The sequence below is a fragment of the Flavobacterium panacagri genome, from assembly GCF_030378165.1.
Taxonomy (GTDB): domain Bacteria; phylum Bacteroidota; class Bacteroidia; order Flavobacteriales; family Flavobacteriaceae; genus Flavobacterium; species Flavobacterium panacagri.
Genome location: NZ_CP119766.1, coordinates 3,575,071 through 3,595,629, shown reverse-complemented (window position 1 = coordinate 3,595,629; position 20,559 = coordinate 3,575,071). Strand labels below are relative to the sequence as shown.

Genomic DNA, 20,559 nt, shown 5'->3' with positions numbered 1-20,559 from the left:
ATAAATACACATAGCTATGTGTTAGAAACTAGTTTCTTTCCATTTCCTTTTCCATCAAGAAAAATCTATGTTTCTATGTGTTAAAATTAAAAAAATCGCAAAACAGGATTGAACAAATAAATTAAACAATGAAAGAGATATTAAATCCATATAAAATTTTAAATCAGAATAAGATTAGTGCTTTTGTTTTAACCGGAACGCTTCTTTTAACAGCATGTGCTGCACCTAAAGTCAGTGATAAACTAACTGCTGCAAAACTACCGGAACAATTTGATGCGAAACGAACTTCTGATACTTCTAAACCTTTTATTCCGCTGCAAACGGAAACCTATTTTAAAGACCCAAAACTGGAGCAGTTATTAAAAAAAGCTGTGGCTCAAAATCCTGATTATTTAATTATGCAGGAAAGAATTTTGATTGCCAATTCGCATTTAAAAGTAGCGAAAATGGCGCTTCTTCCTTCTCTAGATCTTGCAGCAGATCTTTCGGGTACTCATTATGGAAAATACACAATGGACGGTGTTGGAAATTACGATACCAACTTTTCGCAAAATATTACCGAAAAACAAAGAATCAATGAAGACGTCACTCCTAACCTTTTTTTAGGTGGAAAAGTCTCTTGGGAAGCGGATATCTGGGGAAAACTAAGCAATCGTAAAAAAGCAGCGCAGCAACGTTTTTTTGCCTCGCAACAAGGAATGAGGCTTTTGCAGACTAGACTTTTAAGCGATATTGCCGATTTGTATTTTAAATTAATCGCCTTAGACAAACAAGCTGCGATTTACGATAACAACCTTAAAACACAAGAAAGAGCATTAGAAATTGTTTCGGCACAAAGATCGGTTGGAAAGGCTACGGAATTGGCTGTACAACAGTTTAATGCACAAAACAATAATATTCATGCCGAAGCTTCGGAACTAAAATTAAGCATTGATCAAACGGAAAAAGCTTTATTGACACTTTTGGGACAATACGGAGGAACTGTTGAGAGAAGCAGTGATTTCTTGGCAGGTCATTTAGAAGTTTTAAATCAGAAAATAAGTGTCGATTCTATTATTCACAAAAGACCGGATGTGTCTGAGGCTTATTTCGAATTATTAGCCAGCAACGCAGATGCTAAGTCTGCAAGAGCAGCCTTCTTCCCGACTGTAAACTTGGGAGGTTATGCAGGTTTCAATTCGTTTTCTTTCAATACCATTTTTGACGCGGGATCTTTTGCCTGGCAGATTCTTGGCGGATTAACAGCCCCTGTTTTTAATAAAGGACAAATCAAACAAGAATATTACGTTTCGAACAGAAAACAGGAAATTTCTTTTCTACAATATCAAAATGCGGTTACGACAGCTTATAACGAATTGAGCGCTTTATTGCATAGAAATGAAGCTTTTGAAGAGGTTTTGAAATATAAAACCAACGAAATTGATCATTTAGAAATTGCTGTAAATGTTTCGAACGATTTGTATTTAAGCGGTTATGCCAATTATCTTGAAATCATTAATGCGCAGAAAAACAAACTGCAGGCAGAACTTGATTTTGTAGACATTCAGCTGAAAAATGCAAACTCTCAGGTGTTGCTTTACAAAGCTTTAGGAGGTGGAATTAATTAGTTTATATATTGGTTAAAAATTGCTTGCGCTTTTTTAATTAATTCACTTTGCTGGCAATTTTATATCCCATCCGCCCCCAACGGATGGGATTTTTTTTGATTGAAATTTTCTGTTCCGCATAACAACACTTACCTTTATTCCAAATTCCTAAAATAGTTCAGATGGATATTTCTACTATTCTTGACAACATCTATAAACTACCAGAGCAATCCCGACTTGCACTGCAAAACAATGTCACAGAAATTGCTTTCTCAAAAGGACATATTTTACTAAAAGCCAACAAAGTAGAATCGAATATTTATTTGATAAAAAAGGGATTAGTAAGAGCATTTGTAGATCGTGATAACGAAGTTACGTTCTGGTTTGGAAAAGAGGGCGAAACAGTGCTTTCTATGAAAAGTTATGTAGAAGAACAACCAGGATATGAAAGCATCGAACTATTGGAAGACTGTGAATTGTATGAACTCAAAACAGAAAATCTAAAAAAACTCTTCGAACAGGACGTTCATATCGCCAATTGGGGAAGAAAATTTGCCGAAAAAGAATTAATAAAAACAGAAGAACGATTGATTTCGAAACAATTCAAAAATGCTTCTGAACGTTATCTCGAATTGATGAAAGATCATCCTGAATTGCTTCAAAGAGTTCAGTTAGGACATATTGCCTCTTATCTTGGTATTACTCAAGTCAGTCTTAGCAGAATCAGGGCTGAACTAAAATAATTTCATTTTTTATCATTTGTTAAATTTTTTCTACATTTCAAAGAGGAACTTTGCACCATAAAAATTTAACTCTATGAACTGGATTATTCTAATCATTGCAGGGCTTTTTGAAGTAGCCTTTGCCTCATGCCTTGGAAAAGCAAAAACAACTACTGGAACCGAAATGTACTATTGGTATATTGGTTTCTTCATATCGCTAACTGTTAGTATGCTTTTATTAATGAAAGCTACAGAAACATTACCACTAGGAACAGCTTATGCAGTTTGGACAGGAATTGGTGCTGTAGGAACAGTTTTGGTTGGTATTTTTATCTTTAAAGAACCTGCTGCTTTTTGGAGATTGTTCTTTTTAGCTACTTTGGTTGGTTCTATTGTGGGATTAAAGGCGGTTTCTCATTAATTGAAAACTATATAAGCGTAAAACTTTGTCAAAGTTTGAAACTTTGACAAAGTTCTTCAAGTAAAAATTAGATAAATAAGCGAAATACAACATTTCGCTTATTTTTTTGCCCAACCTCATTAATGCGTTTTTAGCATCACATGATAAAAAAATAGCATTTTACCACATTATTCTCTCTTCTATCTTTGTCATCAAATAAATATTAAATTAAAACATGACATTCAGCCATTCCATTAAATCATTTGACGAATTAACCAATCACGAAATGTATGCTATGCTTCGTTTAAGAAGCGAAGTTTTTGTCGTAGAACAAAACTGTCCTTATCAGGATTTAGACAACAAAGACCAAAAAGGTTTTCACTTACTATATTATGTTGATAATGAATTGGCAGGCGTTACCCGCTTGCTTCCTAAAGGAATATCTTATGAAGAAATTTCAATAGGAAGAGTTGTAATTGCTCAAACACATCGTGGATTAGGTTTAGGAGTAAAATTAATGGAAGCTTCGATTGCGGGCTGTGAAGAAAAATTTGGAAAGGAGCCGATTCGGATTAGTGCGCAATACCATTTATCCAAATTCTATCAGTCATTGGGATTTGCAGAACAAGGCGAAGTTTATGATGAAGATGGAATTCCACATATCTCCATGCTGAGAGCTTAGAGATTACGGAATAATCAGTTTTAAAACATTCGCCAATACAGGATTATGGTCTTCTATCCTCCAATTGATATACAGATCCGTTTCCAGAGGCAAAGTGATAAATCGGATTCCTGATATTTCATGGTAAACGTAAGAATCCGGTAGAATAGCAATTCCAAGGCCTTTTCGAACCAAAGCAATAATAGCGGAGCCAAATTCAGAATGAAGATAAACCTCCGGAGCGTCTTCAAAAGAATTGAATAGTCGCTGAATCAAATCGCTGTAACTGCTGCCTTCATCGTTTGTTGGCAATATGAATTTTTGAGAAGCAAGTGTTTCTTTTGTCAGATCTTCAGGCGTTCGATACGGATGATTTTCGGGAACAACAATAGCAAGATGATCGGTATGGATTTTTTCAGAATGAATATCTTTTGAAGTATTAATATCTCTGGTAATCGCTAAATCAATTTTATAATTGCGAAGATATTCCTGCTGATTTTCGTACAATACCTGAACCAGTTTGATTTTCAGTTTCGGAAAAGCATCGGAAATACGGGATAAAATATCAGGCATCAATGAAGCCGAAATAGAATCGGGATGTGCAATGGTAATGGTTCCGCTTTCGCCCAACTGAATCTGACGAGCTGATTGATGAATAAATTCGAGTTTATTCATTTCTACCTCCCATTTTTCTTTAAGAAACTGGCCGGCAGCTGTGAGTTTGACATTGCGTTTATTTCGTTCAAACAATTGAACACCAAGCTGATTCTCCAAAGACTGAATCTGACGGCTCAAAGCTGACTGTGTGATATTCATTTTTCCGGCTGTATTCCAGAAATGAAGTTCACGTGATAAGACTAAAAAATATTTAATTTGCTGTAAATCCATTGATGCAATTTACGCATTTATTAGAAGATAAAAACCTATTAGATGCATCAAAAAATTAAACACATAGAAACATAGTTTTTTTGTGTCTAAAAAGAAATCAAAAGAAACAAGGTTCCACACATAGCTAAACTATGTGAATTTAAAATAAGTGAAACGCTTTTTAACTTTATTAAAATCTATGTTTCTATGTGTTTAAAATTAACATAACAAAGCAGACAAAAATAAGTTTTCATGCATTAAAGAATAAAAAATGAATTCATTAGAAATAAAAAAAGCAACTGTAAAAGATTTAAATGCCCTTCAATTTATTGGAAGACAAACTTTTTCAGAAACATTCGCAGACGTTAACAGCGAAGAAAATATGATCAAATACTTGGAAGAAAGCTTTGCTGATGAAAAATTAACAGCAGAACTTAATAATCCTAATTCGTATTTCTACTTAGCTGTTTTAGAGAATAACGTTATCGGCTATTTAAAACTAAATACTGGAAATGCACAAACTGAAAAACAAGACAGCAATGCTCTTGAAATCGAACGCATATATGTAGCAAAAGAATTTCATGGCAAAAAGGTTGCGCAGACATTGTATGCACAAGCTTTAGAAACTGCTGAAAAACTGAAAGCTACTTATATCTGGCTTGGCGTTTGGGAAAAGAATTTTAGAGCCGTAAGTTTTTATACCAAGAATGGTTTTATTCAATTCGATACTCATATTTTCCGATTGGGAGATGATGAACAAACCGATTTATTGATGAAAAAGACTTTGTAAACTTTGAAAAAGTTTCTTTTCTGTCTAGTTTGTCATTCTGACGAAGGAAGAATCTCCGTAAGTGGCTCTACAAAGATTGTCGATCCTGATTGCGGAGTTTCTTGTGAAGATTCTTCCTTCGTCAGAATGACAATATTGGGGGAAATTTTTAAAATAACAATAAAAAAGCTACAAAAATCCAAATGAAACAAAAACAACTTTTACTAATCTTATTAATCATAGGAACAGCTTTTTGGGGCATTTCTTATTCGGTTACCAAACTGGCAATCGGGAATTATTCTCCTGCCACTTTCCTATTCTACCGTTTCTTACTGGCTGTTATTGTGCTTTCTATTATTTTTTGGAAATATGTCAAAGACATCAATTTACAAGCGGTTAAAACAGGATTTATTTTAGCCGTCCCAATGTTTTTAGGTATTCATTTACAAACAATCGGACTTAAATATACCGACGCTTCACAATGTTCTTTTATTGCGGGATTAACCGTTATTATTATTCCGCTAATGAAATTGGGACTTTATAAAACCAATGCTTCTCTAAAAATCTGGATTGCCGCTTTTACCGCTTTAACGGGTTTATTTGTTATCGCCATACAAGATAAATTTACTGTAAACGTTGGTGATTTGTTTACCATTGCGGGATCATTTGGTTTTGCAGTTTATTTGATTGCAGTTGAAAAGCATTCGGCTTCAAAAAATCTTTTGTTTTCGATTGTTCCTATGTTTGCCTTTTGTGCTTTATTCACTTTTTGTATTGCACTTACAGATGCTAAAGCAGTTTGGTTACCAGAGAATGATACTTTCTGGCTTGGTGTGGTTTACTGTGCTTTGTTTTCCACCGCTTATATGTACACCGTCTCTAATATTTCGCAGCGTTATTTATCGGCAGAACGTGTGGCAGTGATTTATTTGTTTGAACCTGTTTTTGGGGCAATCGGTGCTTTCTTTATACTAGGAGAAGATCTTTCGTGGCGTTTGCTTTTAGGCGGAAGCCTGATTTTTGCAGGAACTATTATTTCTGAAGTCAATTTTAAAAGTCCTAAACTTAGGATTTTGACTAAAAGGAGTTGATTTTTTTACTCCCGCAGATTTAGCAGATTCAATAAAATCAATAGATTTAGTTAAAAAAAAATCTGTCGAATCTGCTAAATCTGAGGGAGTAAATATTTTAAATACTTATAAAGTTGTAAGTGAATCTTCAGGATCACAAGGGAAATAGATAATAATGTCGGTTCCTTGATTTGGTTTTCCTTCGGCACGGATGTCTCCTCCAACAGCCTGCATAATTTTTTTGCATAATGCCAAGCCAATACCCGAACCTGTGTATTGCTCCTGCGTGTGAAGTCTTGTAAATACTTTAAAAATAGATTGTGCATATTGCGGTTCAAAACCAATTCCATTATCCGAAAAACGAACCCAATGACAATAGACCTTATATAAATCATGAATCAAAACCGGTTCCTGTGATGCGGTTATCGTAATCTTAGGTTTTCTTTCGGTCGAAGCATATTTTAATGAGTTCTGTATAATATTGATAAACAGCTGTCGCATTAAAAAGCTGATAGCGTGAACTTCTGGAAGACTTTCATATTCAATTAAAGCTTCATTATCAAAAATGGTTTCCTGCATTTCCTTAATCGTAGATTCTAAAATTTCATTTAAATCTACTTGTTCCAAAGTATCTCTGGTATTTTTAATGCGGGTATATTTTAGAATATCATCCAGCAGTCCTCTCATTCTACCAGCTGATTTTGAAACACGTTGCAATGAATCGGAAATTGAATCAGTTGAAATTACATCCAGTTCCGACAGCATTTTAGACGTAATCAGCTGAATTTTACGCAAAGGTTCCTGTAAATCGTGCGTACTGATCCAGTTGATATTCTCAAGCTCCGAATTTGTTTCTTTCAGCACTTCACTTTGATAGCGGTACTTTTCTTCTTCCTCACTCAGCATAATCAAAATAAGCTGATTGTGTAAAGCATGGGCGTATTGAACCGCAGCGTTTATTTCATACTGTTTCCAAATACTGCTTCGGTTTTTAACGATCTGTTTCCAGATATTAAAAGAGTTTCTCGGATGAAGTCCTTTACTGTCTTTTATGATGCTTTTTTCGGGATCACCACCCCAATTAATTTCAGTAACAGTTTCTGGTCTAAACCATATTATGTGATCTCCATTTCCAAGTGAATGATAAATAATCCCCGCAAAATTAGAGTCTTGTGCTATTTCAGGAAACTCATCGCAAATTTTATGGGTTGTAAAAATTTCATTTTCGCTTTTGGCATAAATTTCTTCAATCAATTTAAAAATCTTCTCATCGCAAGGTGCTAATCCGTTTTTATAGATTTTTCCTCTTGAAACAATCGAAACGCCAGCCGCATTACAAATTTCCAGTAATTGCGGTGTAGCAATAATCGTTTCTAATGAATCTTGCGAAATCGGCAGATCCAGTCCCGTCAATTGTTCTAACGCTGCGTTTGTTTTCTGTGCACTGATATTCTCATCATTGGATTGCCTGATATCAATTTGAGAAGTAATAAATTGTCCTTGAAGCTTGGCAGCCAATCTAATTTCAGGCGAAATATTTTTTTCTGAATAATGATGACAGGCAATCAATCCCCATAATCTGTCATGATGAATTAGCGAAATAGTAAGTGTTGCACCAACTCCCATATTCTTCAAATATTCGACATGAATTGGCGATGTGCTTCTAAGAATTGAAAGGCTCAAATCTAAATTCTTATTTTCTTTGTCATCATCAACAGTAAAAATAGGAACAGGCTTATAACCAATATCAACAATAAGTCTCAATTGGTTTCTAATGTATAATTCTCTCGCTTGAGCTGGAATATCAGTATGCGGATAATGCAATCCTAAAAATGGTTCTAAATCTTCTCTGCAGCTTTCAGCAAAAACTTCACCATTGTATTGTTCGTCAAAGCGATAAATCATTACGCGGTCATAACCTGTAATTTCTCGTGTTCCCTGTGCTACAAGTGCACACAAATCTTTAAGCGATTTGGTATTGTTCATTTGAGTCACAAACTGAATTGTTTGTGTGTAAACATCTGCGAGTTTTTCTTTTACAGAAAACTGTGGTTCGGCTTCTAAAACATAAATATCGAAGCTTTTATGTATCGAGATTTGAAATAGTTTACCAAATAATTCAATCTGAAGCGGAAAGACGTTTTGAATTTTATCTTCATTAATATAATCCAAAATCTGTTTTTCTACAGCTGCACCAAAAACAGAGGCAAAGTCTTTTCCTAAAACCTGATGATGAGTAATATCTAAAAATACAGTTATATTTTCTGTACAATAGTCTATTTTCCAATCGAGAGTAACACCAATTAAAAAACCATGTGGCTGTATTTGACCAGGAATGTGTATGGGTTCGTGCTCACAATTGGTTAACGTGACGATATCGCGATTAACTATATCTTTAAACTTCATTCTCTCTACCTGCCCTCAAAATGTTTGTAAATACTGTCAAAAGCAAACACTGCTCCTTCTATAATCTCCTCTCCACATTCGTGCTTTTGTTCGTATTCTGATAGGAAATTCAGAAAAGCTTTCCAAAAACTTCCTGTTCTTTCTCCATAACCACTAAAATAAGACACACCTTTTTCTCCTGAAAGTTCAGGACGTTTTGAAACATTTTTCAAGATAAATCGCCCGCCCAATGTTGAACCTTCCACAACATATAAAACCCCAAGTGCAAAAGGAACTGACATTTCATCTTTATGAAAAACTGTAGCCGAATCTGTTTTTTTAGAATTTAAAAATAAAAGGTCGTCTTCTATAAGATGTTTCTTTCTTCTTTGTTCTAAATCTTCGATAAGATTGGAGAAAAAAGGAAAAATGATAGTTTCTGTATCGTTATGAACATCGTGCATTAAACTCAAATAATGAGTATAATCTTCGAGTTCCATATTTGGCGACATGATCGATTTCGACACCGAAAGGTCTTCCAGTTTTTGATGAGAATCAGCTGTTTGCGTTTTTAGATTTTGAAGGAAATCCGAAGCTATCGCAGAATTTATATGTGTACTCATTTATAAAATTGTGTGTGGTTTATGAGCTTTATTTGCTTAAGCTCTTATCACAAATTTAAACAAAAAATGGTAGTACTAAAATAAAAAATAGTCCTTTACATTTTAAGTTAAAGTAGACGTAATTTTTACGATTTTGACATTCGTCAATGTTTTTCTGCGAGATTAGCTTTAATTTTGAAATTGATTAAAAACTGACCAATGATAAGTGAACTTGAGACTTTAATTAAAAGCAAATTAGAATTAAAAAATAACGAACTAGACACCATTCTTTCCTGCTTTAAATTAATACAAGTAAAAAGAAATGAACAACTACTGAAAAGTGGTGCCGTAGCCGATAAAATATTTTTTATCAAAAAAGGATGTCTGCGTTTATATTACAGTACCGAAGATCATACCATTGCAACGCGATTTATGGCTTTTGAAGGTACATTTCTAACTTCTATTGTCAGTTTTATTTCCCGAGAACCCAGCGCAGAATATATTGAAGCCGTTGAAACATCTGATCTTTTAGCTATTTCTTATGACGATTTTTTCAGACTTAGAAATACCATTCCGCAATGGGATAAAATGTATATTTATATACTTGAATACGGTTTAACAGTAATCACTTCTAAACTAAGCAGTTTACTGACTCAAAACGCTGCCGAACGTTATCGCAATCTCCTTAAAAACAATCCAGAACTTGTGCAAAGATTATCCAACGTCAATCTTGCCGCTTATCTTAATATTTCTCCCGAAACATTGAGTCGAATAAAATCACAGATCTAATTTAGGGTCTGTTAACTATCAAAAAAAACAAAAAAACAACCTTAAAAAACATTTTTTATCATGAGAAGTGATGAAGTAAAAAAAGGAGTTCAACGAACGCCTCACAGATCCCTATTGCGTGCTACAGGCTTAAAAAACGAAGATTTCAGCAAACCTTTTATTGGAGTTGCAAACTCTTTTATCGAGATTATTCCGGGGCATTTTTTCTTAAATAAAGTATCGGAAATCATTAAAGAAGAAATTCGCGCCAATGGCTGTGTTCCTTTCGAATTCAACACTATCGGAATTGATGACGGAATTGCGATGGGACATGACGGAATGTTATACTCCTTACCAAGCCGTGAAATTATCGCCAATTCGATTGAAAGCGTGATGAATGCACACAAACTAGATGCCATGATCGCGATTCCAAATTGTGATAAAATCGTTCCTGGAATGATTATGGGCGCACTTCGTGTAGATGTGCCGACTATTTTTGTGAGTGGCGGGCCAATGTCAAAAGGGTATACCAAAAACGGAACCGCGATTGATTTGGCTTCTGCTTTTGAAGCCGTTGGAAAACACGAAGCAGGAAAAATATCAGACGAAGAATTATACGATATTGAATGTAATGCCTGTCCGAGCGGCGGAAGCTGTTCTGGAATGTTTACCGCAAACTCCATGAATACTTTGATGGAAGCGATGGGAATTGCTCTTCCTGGAAACGGAACTATTTTGGCACAAACTCCAGAACGCGAACAATTGTACCGTGAAGCGGCAAGAAGAATTTGTGCTATCGCCAAAGATCAGCAGGAAATTGAAAAATTCAAACTGAAAAATATCTTAAACGAAAATGCCGTAAGAAACGCTTTTGCCGTTGATATGGCAATGGGCGGAAGCAGTAATACCGTTTTACACATGCTTGCGATTGCAAATGAAGCTAATGTCGATTTTAAACTGAAAGACATCAATACTATTTCCGGAAACATTTCTCATATTGCTAAAATTTCTCCGAGTTTGAGCACGGTTCACATGGAAGATATTAATCGGGCCGGCGGTGTAAATGCAGTTATGAAAGAAATGAACAAAAGAGGTTCTGGTGTTTTGTTTGATAATCTGACAATCAGCGGAGAAACTTTACTGGAAAAAATTGCCAATGCCGAAATCAAAGACACTAACATTATTCACACTATAGACAATCCGTACAGTAATGTGGGCGGACTGGCCATTTTATATGGTAATCTGGCTGAACAAGGTGCTGTAATTAAAACTGCTGGACTTACAGGCGGAAGAGTTTTTACAGGAAAAGCGGTTTGTTTTGACGGTCAAGCCGATGCCATTGCCGGAATTATGATGGAAAAAGTAAAAGCTGGAAACGTAGTAGTTATTCGTTATGAAGGCCCAAAAGGCGGCCCTGGAATGCAGGAAATGCTCTCTCCTACCAGTTTAATTATGGGAATGGGATTAGGAAGTTCCGTAGCCCTAATTACTGACGGAAGATTCAGTGGCGCAACCAGAGGTGCTTCAATTGGACATGTTTCTCCCGAAGCAGCTGAAGGCGGTATGATTGGTCTTGTTAAAGATGGAGACGAAATTCATATCGATGTGGATCAGTATATCTTGTCTGTTAATTTAACAGATGAAGAAATAAAAACCAGAAGAGAAACTTTTAAACCTTTGAAAAAACCTTTAAATTCTAAATGGTTAAGTCAATATCGTGCGCTTGTAACTAACGCGAGTACTGGTGCTGTTTTGAAAACTGATTTAGATTAGAAACTGCTTCAGAGAAGCAAAATATTTATAGAAATTTTATTTATGATTAATAGCAAAGCTCCAGCGGAGCGAAATATAGTAGCATTGCCTAAAAAATATTTCGCTCCGCTGGAGCTCTTTTTCGTTCACCTATTGGGGTTTCTATACATATTACGTCCCTCTGGGACTTACCTTTTTGATTATTTCAAACTGATTTCGATTACTATATTTTTTAGTTTTATTATTTCCAGTTATTTATCACAGAGGGTTTTCCTGCAAGGTCTTTTTTGACCTTGTCGGTATTATTCTCTTTATGTATGGATACCTACAAGGTTTTAAAAACCTTGCAGGAACTAATTAATAATCGAATTCAGTTTACTATTAAAAGGCGTTTCACTTGGATTAATACAAATAGCTATGTGTTAATGACTAGTCATTTTTTAAAATCTTAGGCAGATTTAAAATAAAAATCTATGTTTCTATGTGTTTAAATATTTTCTCAATTTAAATCTTCTACCAGACAAATTTCAAAAGTTGTTTTTCCTTTTTCATTTTTGTTAAGAATATAACCACCATGCGCTTCTACAATGTTTTTAGAAAGCGTTAAACCAATTCCCGCGCCTTCATTTCGAGTGGTAAAAAATGGGAGAAAGATTTTATCTTCTATTTCTTTTTCAATTCCTTTTCCGTTATCGGTAATCTTTATGAAAACCCGATTTTCTTTGGCTTCAGCCGAAATAAAAATCTGCTTCTGACTATTTTGGTTTAATAACGCATTAATCGAGTTTGTCAATAAATTAATTAGCACTTGCTCAAACTGCTGTTGATCAACATTAATATGATAATTATATTCAATCGAATTGATCACTTCAATATTCTCCTTTCTCAATAATGGATTCATAATCTGAAGTACATTTTCTATCAAATTAATTAATTCTATTTTTTCCTTTTTGGGAGAAGGAAGCATTGCGAGTTTACGATAGCCTTCAACAAATTTCTGTAAATGATCGCTTCGTCTCAGCATTGTTTCTACACTGTTTTTGATATCTTCCAAATCTTCCTCAGAAAGCGAATCTTGTTCTACTAAATCTTGTAAATTCTGGCAGATCGAACGAATTGGTGTAATGGAATTCAAAAGCTCGTGCGAAATTACTTTCATTAAATTAATCCAGGCGTCTTTTTCTTTTTTCTCAACCACATTCTGAATCGAATCTAATAAAACGATAAAATAATCCTGCTCAAAAATTTCGGTGCGCGAAGCCTGTAAAACAAATGTCTGTTTGCTTTGTTCGTTAATACTGATGTCGATTGAAGTTTTAACTTCATGAAAATCATCTTTCTCAATAATCTCGCATAAAGAAGGCAATTGATTTTTAAGGTATCTCCATTTTGAAACTTTAGGCACATTAAAATGATTTGAAAAATAATCGTTCATTAAAAAAATACTCCAATCGTTTTCCTGTTTTTGTAAAATGATAACTCCCGTTTCTATATTATTTAAAATCGAACGATAAATAATGTCTTTAGAAATCTGTTCATTTTCCTTATTTTTCAAGGTTTCATATAACTGAAATAAATCGTTATAAGTTCTATTGAATTTGTGTTTGGAAAAATCCGATGAAAAATCATTCTGTAAAATGGAAGCAATCGTTTTATCATAAATCAGAACAAAATTTCGGACATAAAAATACATTTCACGCACAATCAAAAATACCATGCAGAGTCCGAATATGCCTGTAAACAATAATCCTATTTTGAAGAAATAAATAGAAAGTTCAATTCCCGCAACAATTAGCATTAATCGCAGAAAAAGTAGTTTATAAGTTTGTAATGTCTTAAACATATCAGCTAATATTGATATTATATTTTTCTAAACGTCTGTATAAAGCACCTCTTGAAAGCCCCAGTTCTTCTGCCGTTTTACTAATATTATTATTGTTTTTTAAAAGTGCTTTTTCGACGGTTGACTTTTCTACAGCAGAAAGTTGAATATCATCGGAACTTTCTTCGTAAGGAGTTATAATTTCTAAATCCAGATCAGAAACTGTGATTTTGTTATTTTCGCAAAGAATCACAGCGCGCTCAATTTTATTTTCCATTTCACGAATGTTTCCGTTCCAGGCGTGTTTTTCAATTTGTTCTAATACTTTTGGATCAAAAACAATTTCATCTCTTCCATACTTCTCAATCATTTTTTCAAGAAGATATTCTGCCAGCGGAATCTTATCTTCATCTCTTTCTCGTAAAGGTGGCAACACAATTTCCATCGTATTAATGCGATAATACAAGTCTTCACGGAAGTTTTTATGAACTACTTCTTCTTTCAGATTCAGATTTGTTGCTGTAATAATTCGGACATTTAGAGGTCTTGCTTTTGTTTCTCCCAAACGTGTTACAGTTTTGGTCTGAATAACCTGTAAGAGTTTCGATTGTAATTGAAGCGGTACATTTCCGATTTCATCCAAAAAAATAGTTCCATTCTGCGCCATTTCAAAACGTCCCGGCGTATCGGTTTTGGCATCTGTAAAAGCGCCTTTTGCGTAACCAAATAATTCACTTTCGAAGATATTTGAATTTAGCGAACCCAAATCAACTGCAATAAAAGGTTTTTCTTTTCTTTCCGACTGCGAATAAATATGATGCGCTAAAACGAATTTTCCTGTTCCGTTTTCCCCTAGAATTAAAACATTGGCATCGGTTTTGGCTACTTTATCAGCAAGAGAATAAGCTTTTTTAATGGTTTCTGAACTTCCAATAAAAAAGTCATTTTTGATTTCAACTTCTTTTATTTTTTTCTGTTCTTTTCGGGCTTTGTCAACGGCTTGTTTTATCGATTCTAAAAGCTTTTTGTTTTCCCAAGGTTTTAAAATATAATCAAAAGCACCTGATTTTAATCCTTCAACGGCGGTTTCTACTTTTCCGAAAGCGGTCATTAATATCACAACGGTTTTCGGCGAAAGCGTTTTTATTTCTTTCAGCAAATACAAACCTTCTCTCCCATCTTCAAAACCAATTCTGTAATTCATGTCCAACAAAACGACATCAATGGTATTTTTTGCCAATAATTCGACAATATTTTTCGGATTATTGAGCGTATAAATGTTCTCAAAATACTTTTTCAGATACACTTTTGATGCAAAAAGGATGTCTTCCTGATCGTCTATGATTAAAATGGATGCGTTTGTTTTTTTCATTGTTGTTCGGTTTTGGACGAAAGGTGTCCATTAATGGACAGTTCGATATTTACTGCATAAATAAACCATTAAAAACAAGCTGTTTACAAGGTTTAAATTATTGGCACGAAAATCACATTAGAACTGGTAAATCATTAATAATTAATGGCTTTCGGAAGTAAAAATAACAAAATAATTAAGTACAAATTACATCGAAATTATCTTAATTTTCAGACTTGTTTCTTTCATTTCCGAAGGCATAAAATTTTAAAAGAAAATCAATCAAAAAACAAACAGTCAAATTATGATTACAATTAAAAAACTTTCAAAAGTATTTAGAACTGAGGAATTAGAAACAAGAGCATTAAGTGAAATCTCATTAACGATCAATCAAGGCGATTTTGTCTCGATTATGGGGCCATCGGGAAGCGGGAAATCGACTTTGCTTAACATTATCGGACTTTTGGACAGCGCTTCAGATGGGAGTTATAAATTACTCGATCAAGAAATGGTCGGTTTAAAAGAAAATTTAAAATCAAAAGCCAGAAAACAAAACATCGGATTCATTTTTCAAAACTTCAACTTAATTGATGAGTTATCGGTTTTCGATAATATTGAGCTTCCATTGCTTTACAACAAAATTCATTCTTTTGAAAGAAAGAAAAAAGTAGAAGATATTGCGTCTATTTTAGGCATTTCACATCGTTTGAAACATTTTCCGCAACAACTTTCAGGCGGGCAACAGCAACGTGTGGCTGTAGCTAGAGCTTTAATCAATAATCCGAAAATTATTCTAGCCGATGAGCCAACGGGAAACCTAGATAGTAAAAATGGAAATGAGGTGATGGAACTCTTAACTGATCTTCATGCCAGCGGTTCGACTATTCTGATGGTTACGCACTCTGAATATGATGCTTCTTTTTCTCAAAAAACTATCCTAATGAAAGACGGAATGATTCTTTCTGAAAAGGTAAATCACAGAAATGTTGATGTTTTAGTAACGGCTAAAAACTAAAATCATGCTAAAAAACTATATCAACATATTTATATACCACATCAAAAACAACAAATTCTTTACGGCTTTGAATGTTTTAGGTTTGAGTATTGGGATGGCGACCTTGATTTTCGCCATTCTCTTTTGGAATGACGAACATTCTTATGATCAATGGAATCCTGAAAGAGACCAAATTTATTCTGTTCTAAATGACATCGGACAAAATAATATTTGGACATCAAACCCTGCAACTACAGGCCCTTTACTAAAATCTGTTTCCTCAGAATTAGATAGTTATTGTTATTTCTATGCCGATTATGCTAAAGATGTTATTTCTTATAATGGCAAAAAAGAAATGATCAGCAAAATATTTACAGCACAAAGTAATTTTTTCTCCTTTTTTCCATTTCATTTTGTTTACGGAGATGCAAAAACTGCACTCAAAGACCGAAACAGCATTGCATTATCTGAAGAAACTGCAATACGTTTATTTGGAAACGAAAATCCGTTAGAAAAGCTAGTAAAATATGAAGATCAGATTTTTACAGTTCGCGGTGTATTTAAAATTTCTGAAAAATCATCGGTCATGCCAAATGCAATTACAACAATAATTGAAGATGATTTAAAAAGAACAAAAGACCAATGGACTTATCATTATGGACTTATTCTTAAATTTAAAAATCCAAAAGCAGCCGCTGGAATAGTAAAAACCTTAGATCGGCTTTTTTTTGAAAACTGTACCAAAGTGTATGCAAAAATGGAAGGTTTGACTGTTGCTGAATTCATTAAAAAATATGGAGAACCAGTAAAATCAAGCTTACTTCCTTTACCTGAAGCACGATTATACAAAGGAAATTTTCCTTTTCCAGAAGAAGGCGGAAAATTGCAGTACCTCATAATTCTTATGGGCTTATCCATCCTTATTTTATCGCTTTCTATTGTAAATTACATCAATCTGGCGACAGCAAATGCTATAAAAAGAGCCAAAGAAATTGGCGTTAGGAAAATTGCTGGAGCTGGCAAAGGACAAATTGTAGTACAATTTATTTTTGAAACTGCTTTAACTACGATTTTTTCTGTTCTACTAGCTTTGGTTATTGTCGAAATTTCTCTTCCTTCTTATAATGCATTCTTAGACAAAGATTTAGTTTTAATTGGCTCTCAGTTTTACATCCAGCTCATTTTAATTACAATACTGGTAATTATTGTATCGGGTATTCTTCCTGCTGTATATGTTTCCAATTTTGAAACTTTAAAAGTTTTAAAAGGAAACTTTAGCAGAAGTAAAAAAGGTATTTGGCTTCGAAACGGAATGTTAGTCTTACAGTTTTCTGTAGCCGCTTTTTTTATCATTGGCTCCATCATTGTTTACAAACAAGTTAATTTCATGGCAGAGAAAGATTTAGGCTTTAAGGGAGCGCAGGTTTTGGATATTACTTTTAAAGCCAAAAAAGATAAAAATCAATTTGAACGGTATAAAATAATCAAACAGGAAGCCAGTAAAATAAAAGGTGTGGAAGCCGTTTCTACCGCATTATTTGCAATGGGATCGATGGAAAATTCTTGGTCAAGTGCCAGTTACAAAAATGACAAACCCTTTTTGATACAGGAAATGGGGATGGATTTTGAAATGCTGGATATGCTCGATGTTAAAATTTTGAAAGGCCGAAAATTAAACCCTGCCTTTTCTTCCGATACCATTTCATCTGTTATGCTAAATCAGGAAGCGGCCAAATTACTTCCAGAAAAAGATCCATTAAACAAAATACTTTACTGGAGAGATCAAAAAGTAAAAGTTGTGGGAGTCGTAAATGATTTTAATTACTTCGGCATGGAAAGCAGAATTGCTCCAATGATCTTTTTCTATGTCACAAAAATTAATGGTGTTAGAGATGACATTCGACATGTTTTTGTAAAAATTTCGACGGATAATGTGCAGGAAACTATTACTGCCATTAATAAATTCTGGGTACAAAAAGTAGATACTGAATATCCTTTCGAGTATAATTTTGTAGATAAAAACTATGCAAAAACATATAAGAAATATGAAAACCAAAGAGATTTATTTGCTTTGCTAAACATCATTGTAATCTTGATCGCTGTATTCGGATTATTTTCTCTAGCCTCTTTTTCTATGGAAAGAAGACTTCGCGAAATTGCTATCAGGAAAACACTTGGAGCCGAAACAAATATCCTATTAAAAGAACTATCAAAACAATATCTAGTTTTCTGTATTATCGGTTTTCTAATCGGAATTATTCCTGCCTATATTTTATTACAGAAGTGGCTGGAGAATTTTGCCTTTAGAATAGATATTCCATTCCTGCCTTTTATTCTATCTTTTGTGTCTTTGCTATTTCTCACCTTGACCATTGTTTTAGGAAAAGCTTATCAAGCTACAAAAGTGGATGTTTTACGTTATTTAAAATACGAATAAGGTAGTAATCAACTAAAAAAGCGTTCGCCATAGCGAACGCTTTTTTTATAATTTCAAATCGATTCAATGTCAATATCAAACTTCTAACTCATAACCTATAACTTTCCCCCTACTTCTTCGTAAACCCTTTTCTGGTCATTTCGCCCCAGCCTTTGGTTCCCATGATTTTTTCTTTGTAACCGACTAAAGCTGCATAGACTGTCAGCGGATGGAAATAAAATGGTTCTATAAAAGCGGCCATTAACAGTTTGAAAAAATCGGCTTGTTTTGGGTATTTGTGATAGGTTTTCTCTTCGCTGAACAAAGCAATAACCGAAAAGAAAACGGCGAAAGTATAAACAAATAGCAAAAGCAATATAAAGAAATGCCAATGAAGAAGTCCAAAAATGATAAATAAAACCGTTATCACCAATCCGATAAACTCAATTCCAGGTGCTAGAAATTCGAACAAGGTCCAATATGGTACACTCAGCATTCCTAATAACTTATATTTTGGGTTCATGAACATTTTTTTGTGGAAACTTAATGTTTCTATTGTTCCTCTCATCCAACGGCTTCGTTGCTTTTTAAAGATTGAAAAATCTTCAGGAGCTTCTGTCCAGCAAAGAGGATCTGGAATATAACTTACAGCATAAGGCAGTTTATTCTCCAGCATATAACGACGCATTCTCACAATCAGCTCCATATCTTCTCCTACCGTTTTAGTACTGTAACCGCCTGATAAAATGGCTATTTCTTTATCAAATGCACCAAAAGCACCGCTAATCAGTAATAAGCCATCCAATCTTCCCCAAGCCATTCTTCCTAAAAGGAAAGCTCTTAAATATTCTAAAACCTGAATTCTAGGCAACATGCGATCTGGAATATTGACCTCAACTAAACGTCCATTTTTGATGATACATTGATTCGCAATTCTCACAACGCCACCAGTGGCAATAATACGTTTTCCGTGAGATTCTAAAAATGGTTTTGCTAATTTTAAAAGTGAATCTTTATCTAAAATACAATCCACATCAATACAGACTACAAAAGGATTTTCGGCAATATTAAGTCCTACGTTTAAAGCGTCGGCTTTACCTCCATTTTCTTTGTCAACTACAATTAGTTTTTTGTAGGCTGCATTTCTGGAAATATAAATGCCTTTTATCTTTTTGGTTTCAATCTGCGGATGAAATTCACGGTCTGATAAAACCAAATCATAGGTCTTAATCAAGATTTCCATGGAATTGTCCTTGCTTCCATCATTTACTACGATTGCCTGATAATTATTGTAATTAAGCGAAAGCAATGATTTTACATTCTCTTCAATGGTTAAACCTTCATTATAAGCAGGCGCAATCAGAGAAAGTTTTGGCGCAAATTCACTTGTCAACAGCACATCATAATCTACAAAGCTGTTTTTCTTCAAATATCCTCTCAACTCCTTTGTAGAAAGATAGGCCAAAACGAGATAAGAAGACATGATTAATATGGCGTACCCCAATATCAAGAGTATATATACATCCAAAAACCATATCAATTCGTCTGTAAAAAAAGTCATTCCTTATAAATTAAACCGTTAGTGTCTGCAAAATGCTTTGCGCTTCATACTTAATTGTAGTATTTGGAGCTTTGGCTGCCAATTGTGCTACAAAAGGAACTTTCTGTGTTAGTTTTAGTTCTTTTATAAGCTTTAATCCCAGTGTGATAACTGTTGTATTTTGGGATTCCAGTAAAAGTTCAATGCCTTTTGTATCGCCAATATCGTGTTTTTTGAAAGCTCCAATAATATTCAGCTGTGTCCAATCGTCAATAGGATCAGAATGCTCTACCAAATGAACTATACTTTTTGTGCCAGCAAGTTTAATACAAGCATTTAAAGCTGTAATTTTTAAAGTCTTATTTTTCGCTTTGGAATACGTTATAATTTTATCGTAAGCATCGTTAATATTAAACTCCGCAAGTTCTGTAATTCCTTTACAGTTTACTTCCCATTTGATGCTTTTCAACTTTCTATAAGAATCTTTTATCAAACCAGATTCTTTATAAAAATGTTCTAGCTTTTGTGCATAAACACCTTCGTAATTTTTATGCAGATTGATGAGGGATTCGGTTAACACTTCCCTAAAAAAAGAAGTGTCAAAAAGAACTAAAAAATTTTTATCTTCTTTAATAGCAGTAAACGTTGTGTCTTGAAAAATCACAGCTGACATTATTTTTTCGATTTCTGTGCTGTATTCAATACTTAGTCTTTCCCTTCTGATTTTTTTATTTCGACTTCCTACAATGTATAGATACAAGATAAAAGAAGCTGCAACGAAAAAGTAGATCGAAAAAGTGAGAAAGGTTACCACCCATTTACCGCCTTTATAGATTTCCCAGATTTCTTCCATA

17 protein-coding genes are annotated in these 20,559 nt (G+C 34.1%); 10 read left to right on the top strand and 7 right to left on the bottom strand.

Features of this window, described 5'->3' with window-relative positions:
* Positions 1–128 precede the first annotated feature (128 nt).
* The 4 genes from P2W65_RS15820 to P2W65_RS15805 all read left to right on the top strand — a co-directional run bounded on the left by P2W65_RS15820 (position 129) and on the right by P2W65_RS15805 (position 3,390).
* Positions 129–1,607, top strand: a complete 1,479-nt coding sequence (locus P2W65_RS15820; protein ID WP_289658939.1) for a TolC family protein — start codon at positions 129–131, stop codon at positions 1,605–1,607.
* Between the two features lie 161 nt (positions 1,608–1,768).
* Positions 1,769–2,329: a Crp/Fnr family transcriptional regulator gene (locus tag P2W65_RS15815; protein ID WP_289658937.1), complete on the top strand. Its 561-nt coding sequence runs from the start codon at positions 1,769–1,771 to the stop codon at positions 2,327–2,329.
* A 73-nt stretch (positions 2,330–2,402) separates the two neighbouring features.
* On the top strand, positions 2,403–2,729 hold the full coding sequence (locus P2W65_RS15810) for a DMT family transporter (RefSeq protein ID WP_109193059.1): 327 nt from the start codon (positions 2,403–2,405) through the stop codon (positions 2,727–2,729).
* Positions 2,730–2,943: 214 nt separating this feature from the next.
* Positions 2,944–3,390, top strand: coding sequence for a GNAT family N-acetyltransferase (locus P2W65_RS15805; protein ID WP_289658932.1), 447 nt, complete (start codon positions 2,944–2,946; stop codon positions 3,388–3,390).
* Between the two features lie 3 nt (positions 3,391–3,393).
* Here the strand turns inward: P2W65_RS15805 and P2W65_RS15800 are convergent, their stop codons facing one another.
* On the bottom strand, positions 3,394–4,257 hold the full coding sequence (locus tag P2W65_RS15800) for a LysR family transcriptional regulator (RefSeq protein WP_289658930.1): 864 nt from the start codon (positions 4,255–4,257) through the stop codon (positions 3,394–3,396).
* A gap of 250 nt (positions 4,258–4,507) precedes the next feature.
* Here P2W65_RS15800 and P2W65_RS15795 point away from each other — a divergent pair, with 250 nt between their 5' ends.
* Both P2W65_RS15795 and P2W65_RS15790 read left to right on the top strand, forming a co-directional pair.
* On the top strand, positions 4,508–5,026 hold the full coding sequence (locus tag P2W65_RS15795) for a GNAT family N-acetyltransferase (RefSeq protein ID WP_289658928.1): 519 nt from the start codon (positions 4,508–4,510) through the stop codon (positions 5,024–5,026).
* Between the two features lie 182 nt (positions 5,027–5,208).
* On the top strand, positions 5,209–6,096 hold the full coding sequence (locus tag P2W65_RS15790; protein ID WP_289658926.1) for a DMT family transporter: 888 nt from the start codon (positions 5,209–5,211) through the stop codon (positions 6,094–6,096).
* 105 nt (positions 6,097–6,201) lie between these two features.
* Here the strand turns inward: P2W65_RS15790 and P2W65_RS15785 are convergent, their stop codons facing one another.
* Positions 6,202–8,481, bottom strand: coding sequence for an ATP-binding protein (locus P2W65_RS15785; RefSeq protein WP_289658924.1), 2,280 nt, complete (start codon positions 8,479–8,481; stop codon positions 6,202–6,204).
* 5 nt (positions 8,482–8,486) lie between these two features.
* On the bottom strand, positions 8,487–9,083 hold the full coding sequence (locus P2W65_RS15780; RefSeq protein WP_289658922.1) for a biliverdin-producing heme oxygenase: 597 nt from the start codon (positions 9,081–9,083) through the stop codon (positions 8,487–8,489).
* A 198-nt stretch (positions 9,084–9,281) separates the two neighbouring features.
* On the opposite strand from P2W65_RS15780, the gene P2W65_RS15775 reads away from it, so the two are divergent.
* Together P2W65_RS15775 and ilvD are read left to right on the top strand one after the other, a co-directional pair.
* Entirely contained in the window at positions 9,282–9,851 is a 570-nt protein-coding gene (locus tag P2W65_RS15775; protein ID WP_289658920.1) for a Crp/Fnr family transcriptional regulator, read from the top strand.
* 60 nt (positions 9,852–9,911) lie between these two features.
* On the top strand, positions 9,912–11,603 hold the full coding sequence (gene ilvD / locus P2W65_RS15770; RefSeq protein ID WP_289658918.1) for a dihydroxy-acid dehydratase: 1,692 nt from the start codon (positions 9,912–9,914) through the stop codon (positions 11,601–11,603).
* 478 nt (positions 11,604–12,081) lie between these two features.
* Here ilvD and P2W65_RS15765 read toward each other — a convergent pair whose 3' ends face one another.
* On the bottom strand, positions 12,082–13,425 hold the full coding sequence (locus P2W65_RS15765; protein ID WP_289658916.1) for a sensor histidine kinase: 1,344 nt from the start codon (positions 13,423–13,425) through the stop codon (positions 12,082–12,084).
* Position 13,426: 1 nt separating this feature from the next.
* The gene (locus tag P2W65_RS15760) at positions 13,427–14,776 is read right to left on the bottom strand and encodes a sigma-54-dependent transcriptional regulator (RefSeq protein WP_289658915.1); all 1,350 of its coding nucleotides are present in this window, start codon (positions 14,774–14,776) and stop codon (positions 13,427–13,429) included.
* A 283-nt stretch (positions 14,777–15,059) separates the two neighbouring features.
* On the opposite strand from P2W65_RS15760, the gene P2W65_RS15755 reads away from it, so the two are divergent.
* Together P2W65_RS15755 and P2W65_RS15750 are read left to right on the top strand one after the other, a co-directional pair.
* Positions 15,060–15,770: an ABC transporter ATP-binding protein gene (locus P2W65_RS15755; RefSeq protein WP_289658914.1), complete on the top strand. Its 711-nt coding sequence runs from the start codon at positions 15,060–15,062 to the stop codon at positions 15,768–15,770.
* 4 nt (positions 15,771–15,774) lie between these two features.
* Positions 15,775–18,186, top strand: coding sequence for an ABC transporter permease (locus P2W65_RS15750; protein ID WP_289658913.1), 2,412 nt, complete (start codon positions 15,775–15,777; stop codon positions 18,184–18,186).
* Positions 18,187–18,295: 109 nt separating this feature from the next.
* On the opposite strand, the gene P2W65_RS15745 is transcribed toward P2W65_RS15750, so the two are convergent.
* Together P2W65_RS15745 and P2W65_RS15740 are read right to left on the bottom strand one after the other, a co-directional pair.
* Positions 18,296–19,726 carry a glycosyltransferase family 2 protein gene (locus tag P2W65_RS15745; RefSeq protein ID WP_289658912.1) on the bottom strand — a complete coding sequence of 477 codons (1,431 nt, stop codon included), beginning with the start codon at positions 19,724–19,726 and terminating at the stop codon, positions 18,296–18,298.
* A 10-nt stretch (positions 19,727–19,736) separates the two neighbouring features.
* Positions 19,737–20,558 (bottom strand): hypothetical protein, encoded by an 822-nt coding sequence (locus P2W65_RS15740; RefSeq protein WP_289658911.1) that lies wholly within the window; start codon positions 20,556–20,558, stop codon positions 19,737–19,739.
* Position 20,559 lies beyond the last annotated feature (1 nt).

What these genes read in the sequence shown, in the direction of transcription:
- P2W65_RS15760 (WP_289658915.1), bottom strand. Translation starts at nt 14,776, where the DNA reads ATGAAAAAAACAAACGCATCCATTTTAATCATAGACGATCAGGAAGAC.
- P2W65_RS15780 (WP_289658922.1), bottom strand. Translation starts at nt 9,083, where the DNA reads ATGAGTACACATATAAATTCTGCGATAGCTTCGGATTTCCTTCAAAAT.
- P2W65_RS15765 (WP_289658916.1), bottom strand. Translation starts at nt 13,425, where the DNA reads ATGTTTAAGACATTACAAACTTATAAACTACTTTTTCTGCGATTAATG.
- P2W65_RS15755 (WP_289658914.1), top strand. Translation starts at nt 15,060, where the DNA reads ATGATTACAATTAAAAAACTTTCAAAAGTATTTAGAACTGAGGAATTA.
- P2W65_RS15800 (WP_289658930.1), bottom strand. Translation starts at nt 4,257, where the DNA reads ATGGATTTACAGCAAATTAAATATTTTTTAGTCTTATCACGTGAACTT.
- P2W65_RS15820 (WP_289658939.1), top strand. Translation starts at nt 129, where the DNA reads ATGAAAGAGATATTAAATCCATATAAAATTTTAAATCAGAATAAGATT.
- P2W65_RS15795 (WP_289658928.1), top strand. Translation starts at nt 4,508, where the DNA reads ATGAATTCATTAGAAATAAAAAAAGCAACTGTAAAAGATTTAAATGCC.
- P2W65_RS15815 (WP_289658937.1), top strand. Translation starts at nt 1,769, where the DNA reads ATGGATATTTCTACTATTCTTGACAACATCTATAAACTACCAGAGCAA.
- P2W65_RS15810 (WP_109193059.1), top strand. Translation starts at nt 2,403, where the DNA reads ATGAACTGGATTATTCTAATCATTGCAGGGCTTTTTGAAGTAGCCTTT.
- P2W65_RS15790 (WP_289658926.1), top strand. Translation starts at nt 5,209, where the DNA reads ATGAAACAAAAACAACTTTTACTAATCTTATTAATCATAGGAACAGCT.
- ilvD (WP_289658918.1), top strand. Translation starts at nt 9,912, where the DNA reads ATGAGAAGTGATGAAGTAAAAAAAGGAGTTCAACGAACGCCTCACAGA.
- P2W65_RS15745 (WP_289658912.1), bottom strand. Translation starts at nt 19,726, where the DNA reads ATGACTTTTTTTACAGACGAATTGATATGGTTTTTGGATGTATATATA.
- P2W65_RS15805 (WP_289658932.1), top strand. Translation starts at nt 2,944, where the DNA reads ATGACATTCAGCCATTCCATTAAATCATTTGACGAATTAACCAATCAC.
- P2W65_RS15775 (WP_289658920.1), top strand. Translation starts at nt 9,282, where the DNA reads ATGATAAGTGAACTTGAGACTTTAATTAAAAGCAAATTAGAATTAAAA.
- P2W65_RS15785 (WP_289658924.1), bottom strand. Translation starts at nt 8,481, where the DNA reads ATGAAGTTTAAAGATATAGTTAATCGCGATATCGTCACGTTAACCAAT.
- P2W65_RS15740 (WP_289658911.1), bottom strand. Translation starts at nt 20,558, where the DNA reads ATGGAAGAAATCTGGGAAATCTATAAAGGCGGTAAATGGGTGGTAACC.
- P2W65_RS15750 (WP_289658913.1), top strand. Translation starts at nt 15,775, where the DNA reads ATGCTAAAAAACTATATCAACATATTTATATACCACATCAAAAACAAC.